The following is a 21,974-nucleotide window of genomic DNA, read 5'->3' on the forward strand; positions in this document are numbered from 1 at the left end:
TAGCATCCTCCTCGTACGGACATGCGGGGGGATTTGTAGTGCGCAGACTGCAAGTGTTCGCCGGAGTCGCGGCCGTCGCCTTGATGGCGGCCGCGACTTCATCCAGGGCTCAGACGGCCGACCAGGCCGCGCCCGTGGCGCTCGACGAGATCGTCGTCACCGCCCAGAGACGGGCGGAAAACCTGCAGGAGGTGCCCGTCTCGGTCACCGCCATGACAGGAGCCCAGTTGCAGAACCAGCGGGTCGGCGACGTGCTGGCGCTGTCGGGCCTGGCGCCCGGCCTGCAGATCAAGACCGACGACAACGCCGCCAATCCGCGCATGTTCATCCGCGGCATCGGCGTCAACGACTTCAACCCCGGAACGGCCAGCGCCGTCGGCGTCTATGTCGACGGGGTCTATGTGGCCTCGCCGCTGGCCCAGTTGGCCGGCTTCTACGACCTGGAGCAGGTCGAGGTGCTGCGCGGGCCGCAGGGCACCCTCTACGGCCGCAACACCACCGGCGGGGCGATCAACGTCGTCACCAGGAAGCCGTCGAGCACGCCGAGCGGCGACATCGCCGTCGAGTACGGCCGCTTCAACGCCGTTAACGCCCAGGGCGGCTTCGGCGGACCGATCGCCGGCGACGCCCTCTCCTTCCGGATCAGCGGCCTCTACGACAAGAACGACGGCTATACGACCAACCGCCTGACCGGCAACAAGGGCAACGACGCCAACCGCTGGGCCACGCGCCTGGCCCTGCGCTACAAGCCCGACGACAAGCTGACCGCCGACCTGTCGCTGAGCCTCAACCAGTCGCGCGGCGGTTCGATCTGGACCTACAACCGCTCGCTGGTGGCCCAGACGCCCGAGGCGGCCGGCGACTTCGACCCAAGCCTGGGCTACGCCGTCTGCAAGCCGGCCTTCTATACCTCGGGCCAGTGCACGAACGTGCTGGGCTACGCCAACACCAGCGCGAACCTCTACGAGGGCGACTACCGGTTCGAGGGCAAGGACATCGTCAAGCTGTTCGGGGCGACGGCCAGCGTGTCCTACGACCTGGGCGACATGACCCTCTATTCGATCACCGGCTATCAGCGCGCGGCCCGCGACGACTGGGAAGACACCGACGCCAACCCGCTGCAGGTGATCAGCGCCCGCTACATCGCCCTGCAGGAGACGCTGAGCCAGGAGTTCCGGCTGCAGTCGAACGGCACGGGTCCCACCCGCTGGGTGACCGGCCTCTACTGGGCCAGGGACGACCTCTCCAACGACAGCCGCTACGATGTGCTGGGCGACCTGCGCAGTCCGACGCCCGACAACCCGACCGGCATGGACCCGGCCGCCAGCATCGGCGTGTTCGGCTGGCCGCTGACCCAGAAGACCCGTAGCTGGGCCGTCTTCGGCCAGCTCGATCACGACCTGACCTCGCGCCTGACCTTCACGGCCGGCCTGCGCTATTCGGTCGACGACAAGAGCTTCCACTATGTCAGCGACGTCGACTACGGCCTGCTGACCCTGTTCACCTACGACGGCGACAAGACCTTCAAGTCGCTGTCGGGCCGGCTTGGCCTGCGCTACGCCCTGACCGACGACGCCAATCTCTATGCGACCTACAATCGCGGCTACAAGAGCGGCGGCTTCTTCACCGGCCAGACCACCGCGCCGGAGGACCTGGGCCCCTACGACGACGAGACCGTCGACGCCTTCGAGGTGGGCGCCAAGAGCGAGTTCCTCGATCGCCGCCTGCGCCTGAACGCGGCCGCTTTCTATTACGACTACCAGGACCTGCAGGTTTACACCGTGATCCAGCGCGGCGCCCTGTCGGTGCAGTACTTCACCAACGCCTCGGCCGCGCGCGTGTACGGCGCCGAAGCCGAGATCGAGGCGCGGCCCGTGCGCGGCCTGTCCCTGACCCTCGGCGCGGCCCTGCTGAACGCCGAGTACAAGGACTTCGTCTCGGTCGGGCAGGACTATTCGGGCAACCGCCTGCCCTCGGCCCCCAAGGCCAGCGTCAACGGCGTGGTCCGGTACGAGCACCCGCTGCCGGTCGGCGACTTCGCCGGCCAGCTGGACTTCACCTACCGCTCCAAGGTCTTCTTCGACACCGCCAACACCGAGCGGCTCAGCGACAAGGGCCGGACCTACGTTAATGGCCAGCTGGGCTGGAAGCTGGACGGCGGCCGCTACGAACTGGGCGTGTGGGGCAAGAATCTGTTCGACACGACCAACATTCTCGACATCACCGCCGTCGAGGGCCTGGGCTTCGACGTGTTCAGCATGGGCCCGCCGCGCACTTATGGCGTCTATCTGCGGGCCCGCTATTGAGCGCCCCCGCGGCGGAAGGCGGCTGGATCGGGCCAAAGCCCAGCCTGACCGAGCGCCTGGCGGTGCTGTGGATCGGGATCGTCGGCGTGCTGTTTCCTGGCGTCGGGCCGCTGCTGCTGGGCGGGCTGGAGGCAACCGGCCGGCTGACCGCCACCGAGATCGGCCTGGCCGGCATGGCTGAGCTGGCGGCCATGGGGATCGGCGCGGCCCTGCTTGGGCCGGTCTTTGGCGCCCGACGGCTGCGACTGGCGGCGGTGGCCTGCGGCTGCTTCCTGGCGGCGCTGAACCTGGCCTCCACCTTCGCCCATGACGGCCTGCTGGTGCTGACACGGGCGGCGGCCGGCCTTCCGGCCGGAGCGCTGATCTGGATCGTCACCGGCATGATCGTCCGCTCGTCCCGACCCGACCGCTGGTCGGGGATCTACCTGACCGTCCAGACCCTGGCCCAACTGGCCGTGGTGGCGGGGCTGACCGTCTTCGTCATCGGCCAGTTCGGCCCCAACGGCGGCTTCGTGGCGCTGGCGGCGCTGGCCGCCTCGGCCGCCCTGACCGGCGCCTTGATCCCGCGCGCCTGGGCCGCCCTGCCCCGGACCGAGGACGCCCCCAAGGGCCTGCCCAGTCCGCGCGGCTGGGTCGCCCTGCTGGCGGTTTTCTGCTTCCAGGCCTTCATCCTGGCGCTGTGGATCTATGCCGAGCCGCTGTCTCGCCAGTCCGGACATCCGGCGACCACGGCGGGCTTGGCCTTCTCGATATCGCTGGCCGCTCAGGTAGCGGGCGGCGCGGCGGCCACGGCCCTGGCCGGACGGATCTCGTGGTTCGTGTCGCTGACCGTCGGGGTCTGCGCGGCGGCCGCTTGCCTCGTGGTCTTCGCCGCCATGCCGGCCGCGCCGCTGTTCCTGGCCGCCTCGGGCGTCTTCGGCTTCGCCTGGCTGTTCGCCTCGCCGTTCCTGACGCCGCTGGCCATCGAGGCCGACCCCAGCCGGCGCGCCGCCCTGCTCGGCCCCGGCGCCAGCCTGCTGGGCTGCGCGGCCGGACCGCTGCTGGCGGCCCTGCTGGTCAGCGAGCACGACGTCCGCCCGGCGGCGTATCTGGCCGAAGGCCTGGCGATCATCGCCCTGGCCCTGATCGCCGGCCTGCACCTTACCCGTGGCAAGGAACCGCGCGCTTAGCGGTCCCGTTGGCTCCCCGTCCGGCGCCCCGCAACGCGCCGGCCAGGAGCTGCGATGACCAAGCCGACGCCCGAGCCCAGAAAAGGCATGCCCAGCCCCAGGCTCGACGAGGCGACGTTCCGACGGCGGTTCCTGGCCCGCTATGTCGACCCCGCGTTCGAGCCCCTGCAGGCCGAGCTATCGCGCATCGCCGACGCCGCCTGGGACGCCTATGACAACTCCCGCAAGTCGCCCCACACCCAGAAGGCCGGGGCGGACTTTCACGACCCCAACTACGACCTGGCCGTCGACTGGCTGCGCGCCAAGGCCGACCTCGACGCCGCCCAGGCCCGCCACGACGACAGGGACGGTCCCTGCAGGGTGCTGATCGTCAACGCCTCGTCCCGCAGCGAACACACCTGCCCTGGCGAGATGTCGAAGTCGTTCCGCCTGGCCGAGCTGGCCCGCGAGGTCTTCGAGGCCGACGGCATCACGGTCGAGACCCTGGACCTGTCGCGCCTGGCTTCCGAATTCGGCCGCGCGATCCACCCCTGCAAGGCCTGTTTCTCGACCGCCGCCCCGCTCTGCCACTGGCCGTGCTCGTGCTACCCGAACTATTCACTGGGCCAGGTCGACGACTGGATGAACGAAATCTACCCGCTGTGGGTCGAGGCCCACGGGGTGATGATCATCACGCCGGTGAACTGGTACCAGGTCAGTTCGCCACTGAAGCTGATGATGGACCGGCTGGTCTGCGCCGACGGCGGCAATCCCGACCCCACCCTCACCCACGGCAAGCACGCGAACGAGGCCAAGGCCGTCGAGCTGGCCGGCTGGGACTATCCCAAGCACCTGAAGGGGCGGGTGTTCTCGGTGGTGGTCCATGGCGATGTCGAGGGGGCCGAGAACGTCCGCCGCAGCCTGTCGGACTGGCTGCGGTTCATGGACCTCGTGCCGGCCGGCGTGAACGCCGAGCTAGACCGCTACATCGGCTACTGGCAGCCCTACGCCACCAATCACGAGGCGCTGGACGCCGACCAGGCCATCCAGGAAGAGGTGCGCAACGCCGCCCGCACCCTCGCCGAGGCGGCCCACGCCAACCACGCCGGAACCCTGCTGATGGCTGGCCGCGCCCTGAAACCGCCCCGCCAGAAGTAAAGCGTGGGGATAAGCAAGTTTGGCCATTGCGAGCCCGGCCGACCTCTGATAGCCAGACCCCCTCTTCGCCGACGCAAGCGTGTCGACCCGGTGGCCCGGTGGCGGAGTGGTTACGCGCCGGACTGCAAATCCGTTTACCCCGGTTCGATTCCGGGCGATGGTGTCCTTGGGGAAGCACGAGCCGCCGTAGCCGGGGCCGGCGTTGAGGAACTTGGCCCCGATGCGCTTGTCCAGGCCGATGCCCTTGGCCACCTGCTGGACGTCGGCCCCGACCTTCTCGCACAGGTCGGCCATCTCGTTGATGAAGGTGATCTTCATCGCCAGGAAGGCGTTGGCGGCGTACTTGATCAGCTCGCTGGTGCGGCGGCCGGTGAAGACGATCGGGGTCTCGTTGAGGCTCAAGGGGCGATAGAGTTCGCGCATCACCGCCTGGGCGCGCTCGTCCTCGGCGCCGACCACCACGCGGTCGGGGCGCTTGAAGTCCTCGATGGCCGCGCCCTCGCGCAGGAACTCGGGATTGGAGACCACGGCGAACTGGGCGGCCGGATTGACCCGCCTGATGATCGCCTCGACCTCGTCGCCGGTGCCCACCGGCACGGTCGACTTGGTGACCACGACCGTGAAGCCGTCGATCAGGCCGGCGATCTCCTCGGCGGCGGCGTAGACGTAGGACAGGTCGGCATGGCCGTCGCCGCGGCGGGTGGGGGTGCCCACGGCGATGAACACCGCGTCGGCGTCCTTGATCGCCTGGGCGCCTTCCAGGGTGAACGACAGCCGGCCCTCGCGCACGTTGCGGGCCACCAGGTCGTCCAGGCCCGGCTCGTAGATCGGGATCTCCCCGGCCAGCAGCCGCGAGATCTTGCGCGGATCCTTGTCGATGCACGTCACCACGTGACCGAAGTCCGCAAAGCACGCCCCAGACACCAGGCCCACATAGCCCGTGCCAATCATCGCTACGCGCATGTTATCCCCTGCTCAACAAGAGCCCCGCCCAGCCGGCGGCACAAAAACATCGAGTGATTGTAATTCGACATTCCGTGTCGAAGCGCAATCACCAACTGATGACTATTAAAAAGAAATTTTTATGTGGCCAAAGTTTGTGGCGCCCGACGACGGGACCATGCAATCACGCGATCAACCGTCCGGGATCGGAACGCCTGTCAAACTTGGCTATAAGGGGCATTAATCACCCTGATGATAAAAAGAGCAGGGTTCGAGCAACAATTATACTTACCTTGACCGTAGGCGCGGCGCTCTATGCGGAAAAAGCTGGCAAGCTCTTCAAACGCGCATTCGAGTCGCCCATCGAACATGCTTAACAGGCCGACCCAATGAGCCCCCTCGCCGCCTATCTGCACGACCTGAAGCACTCGCGGTTCTTCCTGCCTGGCCTGGGCGTGGGGATCGTGCTGGGCTTTGGCCTGGCGGCGGCGTGGTTCCAGACCACCCTGCCCCAATGGCGCCCGACCGGCAGCGCCGCGGCCCGCACCGTCGTCAAGCTGGACGCCGCGCCGGGCGAGCCCGTGCGCCTCAGGCGCGGCGCGGTCATCGTCTGCGAGGGCGACAGCCTGACCTACGGCTTCAAGCGCTGGGGCGAGTCGATTCCCGGCATCAACGGCTCGCCCTCGCCGCGCAGCCCCAAGCCCTATCCCGAGACCCTGCGCGACCTGCTGGGCGGCGAGGTCGCCGTGGTCAACCACGGCAAGCCGGGCGACCAGACCCTGGACGGCCTGACCCGCTGGGCGCGCGAGCCGACCGGCGACCTGACGATCATCATGTACGGCGCCAACGACGCCAAGGTGCGCGGCAAGCCCGGCGCTCTGGACGTCAAGGTCTATGCCAGCCTGCTGGAAGCCCTGGTCCGCCGCCGCCTCGACGACGGCGGCCAGGTGATCGTGCTGCTGCCGCCGCCGGCCTCGGCCCGCGACACCCAAGCCAGGCTCGACCCCTTCCGCGAAGCCGCCGCCCAGGTCGCCGCCCGCACGGGGGTCAAGGCCGTCGACGCCGCACACGCCCTGGCCGATATCGGCGCGCCGCTGCAGTACGACGGCCTGCACCTGAACGACCGGGCCAACCTGGCCATCGCCCAGGCCCTGGCGCAGCACATCCGCGTCGAATAGCCCGGCCCGCCGACCGGCGATGCAGCCTCAGGATGCTTGCGCGGCGCCCCGCGCGGACCCAGTCTCGCCCGGCCAAGCTGGACGTTCCGCGATGCCCGCCCTGCCGACGCCGCTCCCCGCGACCGACGGCGCCGCCCGACCCAAGAGGCCGAAGCGACGGACGGGTCCTCTACGCATCCTGGTCGTCGACGACACCCCCGCCAACCGCACCCTCGCCGAAGCCGTCCTGGGCGCGGCCGGTCATCTGGTCACCGGCGCGTCCGACGGCGCATCGGGCGTGGCGGCAGTACGCGACGGGGCTTTCGACGTCGTTCTGATGGACGTGCGCATGCCGGGCATGGACGGCCTGGAGGCTGCGCGGGCCATCCGCGCCCTGCCCCCACCGGCCGGCGCCGTGCCGATCCTGGCCCTCACCGCCGACGCCCCGCCTTCCGAAATCAGAGCCTTCCTCGCCGCCGGCATGGACGGCCACCTAGCCAAGCCGCTCGACATTCCAGGACTGCTGATCCGCGTGAAGGAGGCGGCGGCGATCCGGCGGGGAACTCGCTAGCTCACCCGCACTCGCCCAGAGGCGGGAGATAAGCCTCAAGCCGACCGTCCCGCTTGGACACTTTGTCCACGACACCTGAGCGACCAAAATTGGTAGGGCTGCCCGGTCCTTGGAAAAGCGATGCGCCTTGGTTTCCGACGCCCGCCTGGAGCAACATTGTGAATTGGGTAGATTGGTTTCCTATAGTTTTCTTCCCCCTCAAGATCCTGGTTCTGGGGGTCGGAATGTTCTTCTCCATCAAATGGCATCACGACCAGGCGAAGAAAGAAAAAGAGAAACGAGACCAGTCGACCTGATGGCGGCGACGGCCGGATCACCGTCGCGGCAGGCGTGACGGGATTTCCGCTCCGGCCTCAATCGGCGATGAACCGGTACCCCACCCCCGGCTCGGTCAGCAGAATCTTCGGATGGGCCGGGTCGGCTTCCAGCTTCTGCCGCAGTTGGCCGACGAACACCCGCAGATACTGGGTGTCGTGCATGTGGGCCGGCCCCCAGACCGAGGTCAGCAGCTCCTTGTGGGTCAGCACCTTGCCGCGCCCCATGGCCAGGCGCGCCAGCACCTCGTATTCGCGCGGCGAGACCTTCACCACCGCCCCGTCGCGGGTGACCAGGCGCTTTTCCAGGTCCAGCTCCACGGCCCCGGCGCGGATCGGACCGACCGGCGCCTGGGTCGCCGCCCTCTGGCGCAGGGCCACGCGCAGCCGGGCCAGCAGTTCGCCCACCCCGAACGGCTTTTCCACATAGTCGTTGGCGCCCCGGTCCAGGGCCTCGATCTTCTCGATCTCGCGGTCGCGGGCCGACAGGATCAGGATCGGCCCGTCATAGAAGGCCCGCGCCTTCTCCAGCACCGCCTTGCCGTCCATGTCGGGCAGGCCAAGGTCGAGCACGACGGCGTCGGGCGACCACAGGGCGATGCCGCGCAGCCCCTCCTGGCCGCCGTCGGCGCGCAGCGGGTCATAGCCGGCCGCGTCGAGCGCGGGGCCGAGGAACCGGTGGATCTGCGGCTCGTCGTCGATGACCAGGATGCGGGGGCGAAGCGCGCTCATGATCGGCTCATAGCAGATGGTGGGGCGTTTCGACGCCCTTGGGCAGGCTGATCAGCATCCGCGTGCCCTTGCCGTCGTGGATCGGGCTGGCGGCGGCGATCCGCCCCCCCATGGCCTCGACGAAGCCCTTTGCGATCGCCAGACCCAGCCCCACGCCCTGGCTGGCGTTCGCCGAGCGGTCGCTGGGCTCCTGCAGGCGGCGGAACTTCTCGAACACGCGCTCCAGGTCGGCAGGCGGAATGCCCCGCCCTTCGTCCTCGATGCTGATCACCACGTGGGCGCGGTCCTCGTAGGCGGCGACCTCGATGCGCGCGCCAGGCGGGCTATAGGCGATGGCGTTCTCCAGGATGTTGACCGCCACCTGCTCCAGCAGGCTCGGGTCGGCCTGGACCAGGCTGAGCGTCTCGAGGAAGTCGCGCGTCAGCACCCGGCCGTCCAGCCGGCGGGCCACGCGGTCGCACGCGGCGGCCAACACGTCGCGCACGTCGATCCAGTCGGTGCGCAGCTTCAGCCCGCCGCCCTCGATGCGGGTCATGTCCAGCAGGTTGGCGACGTAGCCGTTGAGGCGCTCGGCTTCTTCCTTGACGCCCATGGCCAGGTCCAGCCGCGCCGGCGCCGACAGCTTGTCGCCGTAGTCGATCAGGGTGGTGGCCGCGCCCAGCACCGTGGTCAGCGGCGTGCGCAGGTCATGGCTGATGGAGTTCAGCAGGGCGTTGCGGAAGCGGTCGGAGCGGCGCAGGGCCTCGGCCTCCACAGCGCCGGCGGCCAGCTCCGCGCGTTGCAGGGCCACGGCGCCCTGGTCGAGCAAGGCCAGCAGCAGGCGCTCCTCGTCGGAGCCGGAGGCCAGGGCCCCGGCCTCGATCCCGGCCACGCCGGCGCGGGCGCCCAGTCCCTCCAGCGGCCAGAAGGTCCAGGCCGCCTGCGGCAGGGTGCCGGTGCCCGCGCCGGCCGCCTCGCCCTTCTCCCAGGCCCAGCGGGCGGCGGCCATGGGCGCGGTTCCGAGGTCGGCGAAGTCCGGCGCTCCGGCGACCGGCGCCAGCTCTCCATCGCTGGGCAGGAAGACAATGGCCCGCGCGCCCGAGGCGGCGGCCGCCTGCTCGGCCAGGGCCTTGGCCACCGCCGCCTTGCCCGAGGCCGCCGACAGGGTGCGGCTGGCGGCCAGCAGGGTGGTGACGCCCGCCGCGCGCTTCTGCGAGCCCAGCGCCTGGTCGCGCACCCGTCCCGCCAGCCCGCCGGTGGCCAGGGCCACCGCCCAGAACACGATCAGGGTCAGCACGTCGGTGGGCGAGCCGATCGCCAGGCTGTAGCGCGGGGCCAGAAAGAAGTAGTTGTAGATCAGGAAGGCCGCCGTCGCCGCCGCCAGGGCGGGACGCAGGCCGTGCATCACCCCCGCCGCCAGCACCGCGGCCAGGTAGATCATCCCAAGCTCCACCCGGTCGAAGGCGGTGTCCAGCCCCCAGGCCACCAGGCTGGCCGCCGCCACGAAGCCGCCGGCCGTCAGGTAGGCGGGCCAGTCGAGGCGGCGGGGCCTGGGCGCCTGCGAATCCCGCACGCCCTCCGCGTCCGCCCCGGTGACCACGTGGATCGCCTGGCCCCGCGCCTCGCGCAGCAGCGCGGCGGCCAGCGAGCGGCCGGTCAGCTCGCGCCAGCGCGAATCCCTAGACCTGCCCCCCATTCGGCCGATCACGATCTGGGTGACGTTGTTGCGCCGGGCCCAGGCCATGACCGAGGCGACCACGTCGGTCCCGGTCAGCACGACGGTCGAGCCGCCCAGCTGCTCGGCCAGCTTCAGCGCCTCGCGGGTGCGGGCCGCGGCGGCCTCGGGCGGCGGCGGGCGGTCGGGACGTTCCACATGGGCCACGGTCCACGGCGCGTCCATCATCATGTCCGACAGCCGCCGGCCGGCGCGCACCAGACCCGCAGCCATGCCGTCGCCGCCGGCCAGGACGAGGATCCGCTCGCCCGCCGCCCACGGTCCCTCGACGCCCTTCTCGCGCATGGCCGCGACCAGCTGGTCGTCGACCGTCTGGGCCGCCCGCCGCAGGGCCAGTTCGCGCAGGGCGGTGAGGTTCTCGACCTTGAAGAAGTTCTCCGAGGCCAGCCGCGCGGTCTCAGGCACATAGACCTTGCCCGCCGCCATCCGCTCGCGCAGCTCGTCGGGCGTGATGTCGATAAGCTCGATGTCGTCGGCGCGGGCCAAGGCGCTGTCGGGCACGGTCTCGCGCTGGCGGGCGCCGGTGATGCTCAGGACGACGTCGACCAGGCTCTCCAGGTGCTGGACGTTCAGCGTCGTCCAGACGTCGATGCCGGCCGCCAGGATCTCCTCGACGTCCTGCCAGCGCTTGGGATGGCGCGAGCCCGGCGCGTTGGAGTGGGCGTACTCGTCGACCAGCAGCAGTTTCGGCCGCCGCTCCAGAGCCGCGTCGAGATCGAATTCCAGATAGCTGCGCCCCCGGCTGTCGACCGGACGGCGCGGCAGCACCTCCAGCCCGCGCAGCAGGCTTTCGGTCTCGCGGCGGCCATGGGTCTCGACGACCCCGACCAGCACGTCCTGGCCCTCGGCCTTCCGGCGACGGGCGGCGCGCAGCATCTCGTAGGTCTTGCCCACGCCCGGAGCCATGCCCAGGAACACCTTGAGGCGCCCCCGGCGGGCCTTGTTGGCGGCCGCCAGAAGCGCCTCGGGGTCGGGGCGCCCCCTTTCGGGGTATGAAGAGGGGTCGCCTGCCAACGGCTAGCCGACCATCGGGAAGCGCGCGTCGAGCGCCCGGTTGACGTCCAGCACATTGACCCGCGGCTGGCCGATGAAGCCCAGCAGCGGCGGTTTGACGGCAGCGTCGATCATGGCCAGCACCTCGCCACGCGGCGCGTTGCGAGCGGTCGCGATGCGTCCGGCCTGCAGGCGGGCATAGGCCGGCGAGATGTCCGGATCCAGGCCCGAGCCGGACGTCGTGACCGCGTCGGCCGGAATGACCGCGCCGGGAAACTCGGCGCGCAGCGCGTCGGCGTCGGTCTTTTCGCGCTCGATCAGCTTGTCGTTCAGCGGGCCCATGTTCGAGCCGCTGGAAGCGCTGGCGTCATAGCCGTTGCCCGCCGCCGAAGGACGGCCGTGCAGATAGGCCGGCTTGGCGAAGGCCTGGCCGATCAGTTCCGAGCCGACGATCTGGCCGTGGGCGTCGCGGACCAGCGAGCCGTTGGCCTGCGCCGGGAAGGCGGCCTGGGCCACGCCGGTAATGGCCAGCGGATAGGCCAGGCCAAGAAGGACGGTGAAAAAGCCCATCGAAACGAGGGCCGGGCGAAGGTGCGAGATCATGACCTTCCAGCTCCTTTCCTAGAACCGCTTCGAGACGCCGACGTACAGTTGCGCGTCGGGGGTGTCGCGGTTCAATCCGAAATTGGCGCCGGCGTCCAGTTGCAGGGTCGGCGCGACGAGATAGGCGGCGGCGACGTCGGCCGAAACCTGGGTCACCGTGTCGGCGGGGTCGAAGTTGCTGCTGGTCCACAGCTCGCCGACCAGGGTCAGTCGGTCGGTGACCGGGCGGGCCAGGTTGACGACATTGGTCACCGTCGCGTGGCGGCCTTCGCCGTCGGCGTCGAGCAGCAGGTCCACCTGTGGCCCGAAGGTCAGGGTGGCGCCGTCCAGCGCGATGCTGATCGGAACGGCTACGCCGCCCTCCACCTCGTCATTACCCAGGCCCTTGGCCGCCGTCGGAATCTTCACATAGGGCAGCAGGGCAAGGCTCACCTTGTCGCCGGAATGGACGCGGGTCTTGTACCGGACCCACACGTCGCCGACGCCATCGGTCTTGTCGTCGACGCCCGGCCCCTTCACGCGGGCCTGAAGGTAAGGCGTCCAGGTCACCTGCAGGTCGCTGCTGTCGGAAAGACCATACTTCAGGGTCGTGGCGGCCACGGCGGTCGTCTCGGCCTTGATCCCGCCGGCCTTCGCCTGCGTCCAGTTCCCCCCGTCGGCCTCGACCTGCCAGGCGCCCTTGGGCACGCTGCACGTGCTGTTGGCCTTGGTCGGGCGGTCGGTGCAGATCGGGGTCTCGTCCGCCCAGGCGGCGGTGGCGACCAGGGTCGAGGCGGTGATCACGAGAAACGCAAACTTGCGCATTGGAGTTCTTCGTCTTTCAGGAAGAGAGAAATCACTGGCTGCCGAGATTGGCCGCCAGGCAGACGAGCCCGATCGCCACGAGGCCGAAGACGACGTCCGTGATGATCGGGCGGTTCATCAGGCCAGCCCCAGGGCGGAGACGGCCATGTCGATGAGCTTGATGCCGACGAACGGAGCGACGAGACCGCCGACGCCGTAGATCAGCAGGTTGCGCGACAGGAGCTTGCCGGCGCCGATGGCGCGGTACTTCACGCCCTTCAGGGCCAGCGGGATCAGGGCCACGATCACCAGGGCGTTGAAGATCACTGCCGACAGGATCGCGCTCTGCGGGCTCGCCAGCTTCATGATGTTCAGCGCGCCAAGCGCCGGCAGCGAGACCACGAACATCGCCGGGATGATGGCGAAGTACTTGGCCACGTCGTTGGCGATCGAGAAGGTCGTCAGGGCGCCGCGGGTGATCAGCATCTGTTTGCCGACCTCGACGATCTCGATGACCTTGGTCGGGTCGCTGTCGAGATCGACCATGTTGCCGGCCTCGCGGGCGGCCTGGGCGCCGGTCTGCATGGCCACGCCGACGTCCGCTTGAGCAAGCGCGGGGGCGTCGTTGGCGCCGTCGCCGCACATGGCCACCAGGCGTCCCTTGGCCTGCTCGGCGCGGATCAGCCGCAGCTTGTCCTCGGGGGTGGCCTCGGCCAGGAAATCGTCGACGCCGGCCTCCGAAGCGATGGCGGCGGCGGTCACCGGGTTGTCGCCGGTGATCATCACCGTGCGCAGGCCCATGCGGCGCAGGTCGGCGAACCTGGCCTTCACGCCCGGCTTGACCACGTCCTTCAGGTGGATGACGCCCACCAGCACGCCGTCCTCGCTGACCGCCAGCGGCGTGCCGCCCGAGCGGGCGATGCGGTCGACGGCCGCCATCACCTCGCCGGGGATCAGCTTGGGATCGATGGCCAGGCTGCGATAGACCGCGTCCACCGCGCCCTTGCGCCACGAACGGCCGTCGACGTCGAGGCCCGACTGGCGGGTCGCGGCGCTGAACGGGATGGCGGTCGCGCCGGCCGGGGACTCCAGGGAGAGGCCGGCCTGGCGGCCCAGCTCGACGATCGAGCGGCCTTCCGGCGTCTCGTCGGCCAGCGACGCCATGACCGCGGCGCGCAGGGCCGCGTCGGGACGCACGCCGGGAGCGGCGATGACTTCCGTCGCCATGCGGTTGCCGAAGGTGATGGTGCCGGTCTTGTCGAGCAGCAGGGTGTCGACGTCGCCGGCGGCTTCCACCGCGCGGCCCGAGGTCGCCAGCACATTGACCTTCAAGAGGCGGTCCATGCCGGCGATGCCGACGGCCGAGAGCAGCCCGCCGATGGTCGTCGGGATCAGCGTGATGAACAGCGCGCCCAGCACCAGCGGGTCCAAAGCCACGCCCGAGAACTTGCCCAGGCCCAGGAGGGTGACCACCGCGATCAGGAAGATCAGGGTCAGGCCCGCCAGCAGCACGGCCAGGGCGATCTCGTTGGGCGTCTTGCGGCGGTCGGCGCCCTCGACCATGGCGATCATGCGGTCGAGGAAGGTCGAGCCCGGCGCGGCCGTGACCCGCACCTTGATCCAGTCGGAGACGACCGTGGTGCCGCCGGTCACCGCCGAACGGTCGCCGCCGCTTTCGCGGATCACCGGCGCGCTTTCGCCGGTGATGGCGGCCTCGTTGACGCTGGCCATGCCCTCGACGATCTCGCCGTCGGTAGGGACCACGTCGCCGGCCTCGACCAGCACGAGTTCGCCGGGAACCAGCTTGTGGGCCGGGGTCGGGATGATCGTGCCGGCCTGCTCGTCGATGATCAGCTTGGCCTTGGTGGTGACACGGGCGGCCCGAAGGCTGTCGGCGGCGGCCTTGCCGCGGCCCTCGGCCACGCTCTCGGCCAGGTTGGCGAAGAGCACGGTGGCCCAGAGCCACAGCGAGACCTGAACGGCGAAGCCGGCCGACTGCTGGGCGGCGATGGCGGCGACCGCCGAGACGCTCGACAGCAGCGCCACGATCCAAGTCGCGAAGATCACCGGATTTCCGGTCAGCTTGCGCGGGTCGAGCTTGAGGAAGGCGTCCTTGGCCGCGCGGGCCAGGATCGGGGTCGAGAGGCCGCCGGCGAGGCTGGCCGGCTTGCGCCGGGCGCCCTCGCCCGCTGCATTTTCATAGGTTGTCATGGAAGTGCGCTTTCGATCAGCGACCGGCGACGAAGGCGAGCGCCTGGAAGTGCTCGACGATCGGTCCCAGCGCCAGAGCGGGGAAGAACTGCAGGCCGCCGAGGATCAGGATCACCCCGATCAGCAGGCCGACGAAGAGGCCGCCATGGGTCGGCATGGCGCCGGCCGTGGGGGCGAGCTTGGGCTTGGCCGCCAGGGCGCCGGCGATGGCCAGCACCGCGACGATCGGAGCAAAGCGCCCGAACATCATCGCCAGGCCCAGGGTGGTGTTCCACCAGGGGGCGTTGGCGGTCAGGCCGCCGAAGGCCGAGCCGTTGTTGGCCGTGGTCGAGACGTAGGCGTAGAGGATCTCCGACAGGCCGTGAGGACCGGCGTGCATCAGGCCTTTCAGCGCTTCGGGCAGGATGGCGGCCAGGGCGGCGAAGCTCAGCATGAACAGCGGGATCACCAGCACCGCCAGCATGGCGAACTGAATCTCGCGGGCCTCGATCTTCTTGCCCAGATATTCGGGCGTGCGGCCCACCATCAGCCCGGCCACGAACACCGCCAGCAAGGCCATGACGACCATGATGGCGATCCCAGAGCCGATGCCGCCCGGCAGGATCTCGCCCAGCTGCATCAGGAACATGGTCACCCCGCCGCCCAGCGGCATCAGGCTGGAATGCATGCCGTTGACCGAGCCGTTGGAGGCGCCCGTGGTCATGGCGGCCCACGCGGCGGTCGAGGGCGCGCCGAAGCGGACCTCCTTGCCTTCCATGTTGACGCTGGCGTCGACATGGGCGGCGACCTGGGCCGGCGGGCCTTGCGTCTCGGTGACGTAGATCGCGCCGGCGCCGGCGCTCAGCAGCACCGCAGCGGCGATCACCAGGGCGCGAACGTCCTTCCTGGCCAGCACGCTACGGCCGAAGGCGAAGAACGCCGCCCAGCCCAGCACGTTGATCGACACCGCCGTGATCAGGTTGGTCAGCGGCGTGGGATTCTCGAACGGGTGGGCCGAGTTGACGTTGAAGATCCCGCCGCCGTTGATGCCCAGTTGCTTGACGGCCAGCTGGCTGGCGGTGGCGAAGAGCGAGATCTTCTGCTCGCCGCCCTCCAGCGTATGGGCGGTGACGCCGGCGGCCAGGGTCTGGGGCACGCCCAGGGCCGCGAGCACGAGAGCGACGACCACGCACAGCGGCAACAGCACCCAAAGCGTGGTGCGGATCACGTCGCTCCAGAAGTTGCCGACGTCCTCGCCCTTGTTGGCGATGAAACCGCGCGCCAGGGCCGCGGCGATCGCGGCGCCGGTGGCGGCCGAGACGAAGTTCTGCACCGTCAGCACCAGCATCTGGCTGAGCGTCGACATGGTGGTCTCGCCGCCATAGCTCTGCCAGTTGGTGTTGGTCACGAAGCTGACGGCGGTGTTGAACGCCAGGTGCGGCGACAGGCCCGCAAAGCCTTGCGGGTTCAGCGGCAGAGCGCCCTGCAGGCGCAACACGCCATAGACCAGAAAGAAGCCGACGGCGTTGAAGGCCAGGAGCGCGCCGGCATAGCCGATCCAGCTCTGGCCCTTGCGCGGGTCGATGCCGCCCGCCGCGTAGAAGAGGCGCTCGACCGGCGCCAGCAGCGGGTCGAGCCAGGTGCGCTCGCCGTTCCAGACGCGCGACATGTAGACGCCCAGCGGCCAGCCGATACCGACCGCCAGGCCAAGCGTCAGGGCGATCTCCGCCCATCCTTGCCAATTCATTTGAGGTTATCCGAGGATCGTCAGAAGCGGTCCGGCCGCATCAGGGCCGTGACCATGTAGGCCGCGACGACGATCGCCCCGGCCCCCCAAAGCGCGTTCACGAACAGGGTCATGCGCGCCTCAATGCGACGGCGAACAGGCCGAAGAGCACGAAAAGCCCTCCGCCCAGCGCCAGGAATGCGATGTCAGCCATGCCGGCCTCCTTCCAGGTTGGCGCGGAAGGGACCACAAGGCCGCGTAAGGGCTCCATTCGGGAGATGTATGGGCCGCATAAGCGCCGCATAAAGACGGCGGGCGACTGGGTATGCTGCAACGCAACACAAGATCAGCCTGAAAGCTGCGCCGGAAAGCGTCACCCGAAACTGGGCCGCCAGCCTTGCGAACAAGGCGCTTTCGTGACGAGGCCGAGGCTTTGCGAGGATTATCGCGTCGGAGAAACTTTGTCCTTGTTTGCAGCGCAAAATCGCGAAACGGTGGAAGCCTTCTCACATCGAACGCGTTCTTGGGTCATGTCGCCGCTGTTCCCCGCCTTGGTCATCCTGGCCCTGCTGGCGCTGCTGGCCTGGCCCAGCATCGAACCCCGCCTGCGCCGCCGCCTTCGCGGCCGCACCAAGCGCCGTGGGTATTTCCGGGACTAGGGCGTACCCCCAAGATCCTCCCCTGAAGGGCGAGGTGGCCCGAAGGGCCGGAGGGGGAAGTGCCTGACGAGGTCAGTTCCCCCGCCAATGCGGTAATTACTTCCCCCTCAGTCGCTTCGCGACAGCTCCCCCTTCAGGGGGAGCATTTGGTGCAACCCTACGATTCCAGCTCGATGTCCCAGTAGAGATAGTCGAGCCAGCTCTCGTGCAGGTGCCCCGGCGGGAACCGGCGGCCGCGGTCCTGGAGCTCGTGCATCGAGGGCCGGCGGGCGGTGTGGAAAGGGTGCATGCCCGCCTCGCGCGGGGTGCGCCCGCCCTTGGTCAGGTTGCAGGGGGCGCAGGCGGTGACGATGTTCTCCCACGTGGTGCGGCCGCCCTGCGAGCGGGGGATCACGTGGTCGAAGGTCAGCTCGTCGGGTGAGCCGCAGTATTGGCAGCTGAAGCTGTCGCGCAGGAACAGGTTGAAGCGGGTGAAGGCCGGCGGCCGCTCCTGCGGCACGTACTGCTTCAGCGACACCACGCTGGGCAGCTTCATCTCGAAGGATGGCGAATGCACCACGTGGTCGTAGGTCGAGACCACGTCGACGCGATCGAGAAACACCGCCTTGATCACCTCCTGCCAGGGCCAGAGGGACAGCGGGTAGTAGCTCAGCGGCCGATAGTCGGCATTGAGCACCAGGGCCGGCATGCCGGACGGGGGACGGGTCAGGACCTGCATTCAGGACCTCCCGAAAAGGAGCCGAAAACGCTCCTGCGGGGCGTGTACGCGGTCGGACTGAAGACGGGCCTCCTTCCTACGCAAATCAGGGAATCGCCATTCATTCCCGGACGCACAGAAAGGATGATCCCAATCGGCGACAGAACCAAGACGAAGCTTGTGAAAGTTCAGCCCGTCGGCGCCTGAAGCGTGATCTCGCCGCGCCGAACGCCGCCGTAGCAGGCCCACAGCAGATGCGCCGCCACGCCCCTATAGGGCTTCCAGGCCTCGGCTCGCACATAGGCGGCCTTCTCGGTCGGGCGAAGCGCATGACCGTCGGCCCACCGCATGGCCTCCTGCAGGGCGATGTCGCCGCCGGGGAAGACGTCGATGCGGCCCTCGCAGAACATCAGGAAGGTCTCGGCGGTCCACCGCCCTATGCCCTTGATCGCCACCAGGGCCGCCACGGCCTGCTCGTCGGGCATCGCCTTCAGGGCGTCGAAATCGCAGGCGCCCGACAGGTGCGCCCCGGCGATCTCGCGCAGATAGCGCACCTTGGGCCGCGAAAGGCCAAGGCCCTGCAGGGCTGGATCATCGAGCGCCATGACGGCGGCGGGCGTCAGCTCGGGCAGCCCCGCCTGCACCCGCGCCCAGATGGCGGCGGCGGCGGCGACCGAGATCTGCTGCTCGACGATCATCCGGGCCAGGCCGGGAAAGCCGCCGGGCCGCAGGCGCCAGTCGAACACCGGCGTCACCGCCTCCAGCCGGGCGAACATCGGGTCGGCGGCGGCGAGGTGCGCGCGGGCGGCGGCGATCAGGTCGGGGGTGGGAGCGGAGGCGGAAATCACGCCGGCGAGGAAGCCCTCGCCGGTCAGAACTGGCAATCCGAATCTTGCGGCGAACGCATGGCCTCAGCCGATGGCGACGATCTCGACCTCGCCGCCGGCCACCATCGCCGTGTCGCCGACACCCTTGCCCATCAAGGCGCGGGCCAGGGGCGAGACGTAGGACACCGAACCCTTGGCCGGGTCGGCCTCGTCCTCGCCGACGATGCGGAAGGTCTGGGTGCGGCCGTCCTCGCGGTCGAAGGTCACCGCGTCGCCGAACTGCACGCTGGTGCGGCCCTCGTCGCGCTCGACCAGTTGGGCGGTGGCGCGGCGCGCAGACCAGTAGCGCAGGTCGCGGGTGGCGCGGGCCATGGCGGTGCGGTCGTCGGCCACGCCGCCCGCGGCCTGGGCCGCGGCATAGGCGGCGCGGGCGTCGGCGAACTCGGCCTCGATCATCGCCATGCCTTGCGGCGTGACGAGATTGGGATGCTGCGAGATCGGACGGTCGGGAAGGTCGGCGGCGAACGCTTCGGCGTCGCCTTCCTTGGTGAAGGCCACGCTCATTGAGCAGCTCGCGAAGAGTTGGAAAAGACGGTCATCAGACGGAAACCCGAGGTGTCGCGGGTCGTTCCGCAAGCCCGGCTATGGCCGAGCGGGGCGCCAGGATCAAGGCGTGGATCAGGAGCACCCCGGCGGCCATCCCCAGCGGGACGGCCGCGACGGACATTTCGTCCTTTTGGAGCCTACAGCGCGATGGCCAGCACGGCGCCGGCGACACCGACGGCGGCCACCAGGAAGTAACCGATGGCGACGCGGTCGAAGAGGCCTTCGAAGGCTTCGAAGCTACGGTTGGTCATGACACACATCCTTGAAGTTGGTGCGCGCCGACCCCCTCGGCCGGCGTGGCTCAGTGGCGGTCTCTTGATGGCCGATCCATCTGAACGACGCTTAGATAACATGGATCTTAGCGCCGTCAAGATATCTTGACGCTGCTTGGATGGATTTTCCCTACGTAAGGGATAGAGTGGCCGTCGATGACTCTCGCCCAGCCCGAAGCCCGCCCCTATCACCACGGCGATCTGAGCCGCGCCCTCGTCGAGGCCGCCCGCAGGATCCTGGAGACCGACGGCCCGGCCGCCCTGTCGCTGAGGGCGGTGGCGCGCGAGGCAGGCGTCAGCCCGGCCGCGCCCTATCACCACTTCAAGGACAAGGGCCAACTGCTCGACGCCGTGGCCCACGAGGGCTGGGTCGAGCTCGACGCGGCCCTGATGCGCTCGCGCCAGGACAGCGACGACGACCGTCGCCGGATGACCAGCCTGGGCGTGGCCTACGTCACCTTCGCCCGCGACAACCCCGCCCTCTACCGCGTGATGTACGACTGCTCGCGCGACAAGGACGCCCTCCCCGACCAGATGAAGGAGGAAGGCGCCTACTGCCAGGTGCGCAACACCATCGCCCACGCCGCCGGCGAAGGCGTCTCGGAGATCGACCTGGAACTGGCGACCATCGCCGCCTGGTGCGCCGGCCATGGCCTGGCCGAGATGAGCGGCTTCAAGCAGTTCGAGAGCCTCAAGACCCTGCTGGGCGGCGAGGAGGCCTTCCTCAAGGCCGTGTTCGACCACCTGGGCATGTTCGCCAAGTTCGATCGCGGATGAGCTTCGCCACCCGGTTCGCCCCCTCTCCCACCGGCTACCTGCATCGCGGCCACGCCTTCTCGGCGCTGACGGCCTTTCGGGCCGCTCAGGAAGCCGGCGGCCGCTTCGTGCTGCGTATCGAGGACATCGACGCCACCCGCAGCCGGCCGGAATACGAGGCCGCGATCCTGGAGGACCTGACCTGGCTGGGCCTTGACTGGGAACGGCCCGTCCGCCGTCAGTCACAGCACCTGACCGACTATCACGCCGCCATCGAGACCTTGCGCGAACGCGGCCTCGTCTACCGCTGCTTCAAGACCCGCAAGGAGCTGGACATCGGCCGCGCCCCGCACGAGCCGGCCGTCGCCTACCGCGGCGCGCCTCTCCCAAAGTCCGAGGAAGCCGAGCGCCTGGCGCGTGGCGAGGCCTTCGCCTGGCGGCTGTCGTTCGACGCGGCGGAAAAGGCGCTGTGCGGCTTTTCGGATCTGTCCTTCGTCGAGCAGGGCGCCGGCCCCGACGGCGAGACTGGAGAGGTGCAGGCCCGTCCAGAAACCGCTGGCGACATCGTGCTGGCCCGCAAGGACGTCGGCGTCGCCTATCACCTCGCCGTGGTCCTTGATGACGCCCTGCAGGGGATCACCCACGTGATCCGGGGCGTAGACCTGTTCGAGGCCGCCCACATCCAGCGCCTGCTGCAGGCCCTGCTCCACCTGCCGACGCCGGTCTACCGCCACCATCGCCTGCTGGTCGGCCCGGACGGCAGGCGCTACGCAAAGCGCGACAAGGCCCAGACCCTGCAAGAGCTGCGCGCCGCGGGCGTGACGCCGCAGGCGCTCAGGGCGGAGATGGGCCTCTAGCCCTCGCCGCCCGCCTGCTCGACCAGTTGGCCCATGGCCCGTAGATATCCGGCGAAGGCCGCCCGGCCGGTCTCGGTCAGGCGCACGCGGGTCAGCGGCTTGCGGCCGACGAAGCTCTTGTCGATCGAGACGTAACCAGCCTCCTCCAGCTTGCGCAGGTGGATGGAGAGATTGCCCTGGGTGACCTCCAGCAGGGTCTTCAGCTCGGTGAAGTCGGCCACCTCGGCGCTGGACAGATAGGCGACGACGCCCAGCCGCACACGGCCATGGATGACGTCGTCGAGCCCGCTGATGTCGAACCTTGCCGTCACGATCGTCTCAGGCGTCCAGGCCAGCGGGCCGGCCCATGGCCTGGCGCATCATGAAGAAGCCATGCGCGGCCATGAAGGCGAACAGGCCAAAGCTCGCGACCAGCAGGTAGAGGCCCGCGCGATCGACCAGCAGCCCCATGGCGACGCCCGCGGCCAGCCAGCCCAGCGAGACCGCCAGCATCCAGGCGCGCTTGCGCAAAGCAAAGACCGCGTACCAGACCGCCCCCTGCAGCACGAACACCACCGCCGGATGGTACAGCCAGTAGCGGAAGTCGTGGTTCCTGGCGGCCGCCACGGCGAAGACGATGATCAGCGCCAGGTTGGCCAGGCCCGCCCCCGAGAAGGCCGCATTGATGGCCCTGTGGGTCACGCCGGCCTTGGGCTTGCGGCGCTCGACCACGATGACGATCGTCATGAGGATCAGGAAGATCACCGTCGGCAGCCAGGCCAGGATCAGGTTGCCCAGCCCGCCCAGGCTCACCAGGCCGTGCTCCTGGGCGACGTAGACCAGGCACTGGACGCCGTAGAGCAGGCCTGCCGAGCCGTAGAGCGCGCCGCCGGCCACGCCCAGGCCCGCCCGCTCGGTTCCGCCCTCGGCCAGGCCGCGCAGGAAGGCCAGGTCGTCCTGCACCGTCTTCAGCTTGTCGTTCAT

At 69.3% G+C, this 21,974-nt stretch carries 19 protein-coding genes and 1 pseudogene; 8 read left to right on the forward strand and 12 right to left on the reverse strand.

Annotated features, from left to right (window positions below; translation table 11 throughout):
* Nucleotides 1-38 precede the first annotated feature (38 nt).
* The 3 genes from DDF67_RS05545 to DDF67_RS05555 are packed head-to-tail and all read left to right on the forward strand — an operon-like array spanning nucleotide 39 to nucleotide 4,612.
* Nucleotides 39-2,306, forward strand: a complete 2,268-nt coding sequence (locus tag DDF67_RS05545) for a TonB-dependent receptor (protein WP_109099940.1) — start codon at nucleotides 39-41, stop codon at nucleotides 2,304-2,306.
* The gene (locus tag DDF67_RS05550) at nucleotides 2,303-3,475 is read left to right on the forward strand and encodes an MFS transporter (RefSeq protein ID WP_109099941.1); all 1,173 of its coding nucleotides are present in this window, start codon (nucleotides 2,303-2,305) and stop codon (nucleotides 3,473-3,475) included. The genes DDF67_RS05545 and DDF67_RS05550 overlap by 4 nt, the downstream gene beginning before the upstream one ends.
* A gap of 54 nt (nucleotides 3,476-3,529) precedes the next feature.
* The gene (locus DDF67_RS05555) at nucleotides 3,530-4,612 is read left to right on the forward strand and encodes a flavodoxin family protein (RefSeq protein WP_109099942.1); all 1,083 of its coding nucleotides are present in this window, start codon (nucleotides 3,530-3,532) and stop codon (nucleotides 4,610-4,612) included.
* Between the two features lie 141 nt (nucleotides 4,613-4,753).
* On the opposite strand, the pseudogene DDF67_RS05565 reads toward DDF67_RS05555, so the two are convergent.
* Nucleotides 4,754-5,575 (reverse strand): annotated as a pseudogene (locus DDF67_RS05565) (UDP-glucose dehydrogenase family protein); the annotation flags it as partial.
* Nucleotides 5,576-5,943: 368 nt separating this feature from the next.
* On the opposite strand from DDF67_RS05565, the gene DDF67_RS05570 reads away from it, so the two are divergent.
* Together DDF67_RS05570 and DDF67_RS05575 are read left to right on the forward strand one after the other, a co-directional pair.
* Nucleotides 5,944-6,732, forward strand: a complete 789-nt coding sequence (locus tag DDF67_RS05570) for an SGNH/GDSL hydrolase family protein (RefSeq protein WP_109099943.1) — start codon at nucleotides 5,944-5,946, stop codon at nucleotides 6,730-6,732.
* 91 nt (nucleotides 6,733-6,823) lie between these two features.
* Nucleotides 6,824-7,282 (forward strand): response regulator, encoded by a 459-nt coding sequence (locus tag DDF67_RS05575; protein WP_233247552.1) that lies wholly within the window; start codon nucleotides 6,824-6,826, stop codon nucleotides 7,280-7,282.
* Nucleotides 7,283-7,635: 353 nt separating this feature from the next.
* On the opposite strand, the gene DDF67_RS05585 is transcribed toward DDF67_RS05575, so the two are convergent.
* The 6 genes from DDF67_RS05585 to kdpA form a co-directional block, all read right to left on the reverse strand.
* On the reverse strand, nucleotides 7,636-8,328 hold the full coding sequence (locus tag DDF67_RS05585) for a response regulator (protein WP_109099946.1): 693 nt from the start codon (nucleotides 8,326-8,328) through the stop codon (nucleotides 7,636-7,638).
* A 7-nt stretch (nucleotides 8,329-8,335) separates the two neighbouring features.
* Complete coding sequence (locus DDF67_RS05590; RefSeq protein WP_233247557.1) at nucleotides 8,336-10,948, reverse strand: DUF4118 domain-containing protein; 2,613 nt, start codon at nucleotides 10,946-10,948, stop codon at nucleotides 8,336-8,338.
* A gap of 111 nt (nucleotides 10,949-11,059) precedes the next feature.
* A complete protein-coding gene (gene kdpC, locus DDF67_RS05595; RefSeq protein ID WP_109099948.1) occupies nucleotides 11,060-11,638 on the reverse strand; it encodes a potassium-transporting ATPase subunit KdpC in 579 nt (192 codons plus the stop codon).
* A gap of 18 nt (nucleotides 11,639-11,656) precedes the next feature.
* Nucleotides 11,657-12,442 carry a transporter gene (locus tag DDF67_RS05600; RefSeq protein ID WP_109099949.1) on the reverse strand — a complete coding sequence of 262 codons (786 nt, stop codon included), beginning with the start codon at nucleotides 12,440-12,442 and terminating at the stop codon, nucleotides 11,657-11,659.
* A 117-nt stretch (nucleotides 12,443-12,559) separates the two neighbouring features.
* The gene (gene kdpB / locus DDF67_RS05605; protein WP_109099950.1) at nucleotides 12,560-14,632 is read right to left on the reverse strand and encodes a potassium-transporting ATPase subunit KdpB; all 2,073 of its coding nucleotides are present in this window, start codon (nucleotides 14,630-14,632) and stop codon (nucleotides 12,560-12,562) included.
* Nucleotides 14,633-14,648: 16 nt separating this feature from the next.
* Nucleotides 14,649-16,358, reverse strand: coding sequence for a potassium-transporting ATPase subunit KdpA (gene kdpA / locus DDF67_RS05610; protein ID WP_109099951.1), 1,710 nt, complete (start codon nucleotides 16,356-16,358; stop codon nucleotides 14,649-14,651).
* Nucleotides 16,359-16,867: 509 nt separating this feature from the next.
* Here kdpA and DDF67_RS26230 point away from each other — a divergent pair.
* Entirely contained in the window at nucleotides 16,868-16,996 is a 129-nt protein-coding gene (locus DDF67_RS26230; RefSeq protein ID WP_269845438.1) for a hypothetical protein, read from the forward strand.
* Nucleotides 16,997-17,153: 157 nt separating this feature from the next.
* Here the strand turns inward: DDF67_RS26230 and DDF67_RS05620 are convergent, their stop codons facing one another.
* The 3 genes from DDF67_RS05620 to greA form a co-directional block, all read right to left on the reverse strand.
* On the reverse strand, nucleotides 17,154-17,714 hold the full coding sequence (locus tag DDF67_RS05620; protein ID WP_109099952.1) for an HNH endonuclease: 561 nt from the start codon (nucleotides 17,712-17,714) through the stop codon (nucleotides 17,154-17,156).
* A 167-nt stretch (nucleotides 17,715-17,881) separates the two neighbouring features.
* Nucleotides 17,882-18,469 carry a DNA-3-methyladenine glycosylase family protein gene (locus tag DDF67_RS05625; protein ID WP_109100007.1) on the reverse strand — a complete coding sequence of 196 codons (588 nt, stop codon included), beginning with the start codon at nucleotides 18,467-18,469 and terminating at the stop codon, nucleotides 17,882-17,884.
* Nucleotides 18,470-18,604: 135 nt separating this feature from the next.
* On the reverse strand, nucleotides 18,605-19,084 hold the full coding sequence (greA, locus tag DDF67_RS05630; protein WP_058346503.1) for a transcription elongation factor GreA: 480 nt from the start codon (nucleotides 19,082-19,084) through the stop codon (nucleotides 18,605-18,607).
* 470 nt (nucleotides 19,085-19,554) lie between these two features.
* On the opposite strand from greA, the gene DDF67_RS05635 reads away from it, so the two are divergent.
* Complete coding sequence (locus DDF67_RS05635) at nucleotides 19,555-20,175, forward strand: TetR/AcrR family transcriptional regulator (protein WP_109099953.1); 621 nt, start codon at nucleotides 19,555-19,557, stop codon at nucleotides 20,173-20,175.
* Nucleotides 20,172-21,011, forward strand: a complete 840-nt coding sequence (gluQRS, locus tag DDF67_RS05640; RefSeq protein WP_109099954.1) for a tRNA glutamyl-Q(34) synthetase GluQRS — start codon at nucleotides 20,172-20,174, stop codon at nucleotides 21,009-21,011. Before DDF67_RS05635 ends, gluQRS begins: the two co-directional genes overlap by 4 nt.
* Here the strand turns inward: gluQRS and DDF67_RS05645 are convergent.
* Complete coding sequence (locus tag DDF67_RS05645; protein WP_109099955.1) at nucleotides 21,008-21,322, reverse strand: winged helix-turn-helix domain-containing protein; 315 nt, start codon at nucleotides 21,320-21,322, stop codon at nucleotides 21,008-21,010. The two genes, gluQRS and DDF67_RS05645, sit on opposite strands and share 4 nt — an antisense overlap.
* A 7-nt stretch (nucleotides 21,323-21,329) precedes the next feature.
* Nucleotides 21,330-21,974 (reverse strand): hypothetical protein, encoded by a 645-nt coding sequence (locus DDF67_RS05650; protein WP_109099956.1) that lies wholly within the window; start codon nucleotides 21,972-21,974, stop codon nucleotides 21,330-21,332.

Origin of the sequence: Caulobacter endophyticus, from assembly GCF_003116815.1 — a bacterium.
GTDB lineage: Bacteria > Pseudomonadota > Alphaproteobacteria > Caulobacterales > Caulobacteraceae > Caulobacter > Caulobacter endophyticus.

Excerpts from the sequence above, each read along its gene's own strand:
- DDF67_RS05555 (WP_109099942.1), top strand. The coding sequence starts at position 3,530 with ATGACCAAGCCGACGCCCGAGCCCAGAAAAGGCATGCCCAGCCCCAGG.
- DDF67_RS05570 (WP_109099943.1), top strand. The coding sequence starts at position 5,944 with ATGAGCCCCCTCGCCGCCTATCTGCACGACCTGAAGCACTCGCGGTTC.
- DDF67_RS05575 (WP_233247552.1), top strand. The coding sequence starts at position 6,824 with ATGCCCGCCCTGCCGACGCCGCTCCCCGCGACCGACGGCGCCGCCCGA.
- DDF67_RS05585 (WP_109099946.1), bottom strand. The coding sequence starts at position 8,328 with ATGAGCGCGCTTCGCCCCCGCATCCTGGTCATCGACGACGAGCCGCAG.
- DDF67_RS05590 (WP_233247557.1), bottom strand. The coding sequence starts at position 10,948 with ATGGCTCCGGGCGTGGGCAAGACCTACGAGATGCTGCGCGCCGCCCGT.
- kdpC (WP_109099948.1), bottom strand. The coding sequence starts at position 11,638 with ATGATCTCGCACCTTCGCCCGGCCCTCGTTTCGATGGGCTTTTTCACC.
- DDF67_RS05600 (WP_109099949.1), bottom strand. The coding sequence starts at position 12,442 with ATGCGCAAGTTTGCGTTTCTCGTGATCACCGCCTCGACCCTGGTCGCC.
- kdpB (WP_109099950.1), bottom strand. The coding sequence starts at position 14,632 with ATGACAACCTATGAAAATGCAGCGGGCGAGGGCGCCCGGCGCAAGCCG.
- kdpA (WP_109099951.1), bottom strand. The coding sequence starts at position 16,358 with ATGAATTGGCAAGGATGGGCGGAGATCGCCCTGACGCTTGGCCTGGCG.
- DDF67_RS26230 (WP_269845438.1), top strand. The coding sequence starts at position 16,868 with ATGTCGCCGCTGTTCCCCGCCTTGGTCATCCTGGCCCTGCTGGCGCTG.
- DDF67_RS05620 (WP_109099952.1), bottom strand. The coding sequence starts at position 17,714 with ATGCAGGTCCTGACCCGTCCCCCGTCCGGCATGCCGGCCCTGGTGCTC.
- DDF67_RS05625 (WP_109100007.1), bottom strand. The coding sequence starts at position 18,469 with ATGTTCGCCCGGCTGGAGGCGGTGACGCCGGTGTTCGACTGGCGCCTG.
- greA (WP_058346503.1), bottom strand. The coding sequence starts at position 19,084 with ATGAGCGTGGCCTTCACCAAGGAAGGCGACGCCGAAGCGTTCGCCGCC.
- DDF67_RS05635 (WP_109099953.1), top strand. The coding sequence starts at position 19,555 with ATGACTCTCGCCCAGCCCGAAGCCCGCCCCTATCACCACGGCGATCTG.
- gluQRS (WP_109099954.1), top strand. The coding sequence starts at position 20,172 with ATGAGCTTCGCCACCCGGTTCGCCCCCTCTCCCACCGGCTACCTGCAT.
- DDF67_RS05650 (WP_109099956.1), bottom strand. The coding sequence starts at position 21,974 with ATGAACGACAAGCTGAAGACGGTGCAGGACGACCTGGCCTTCCTGCGC.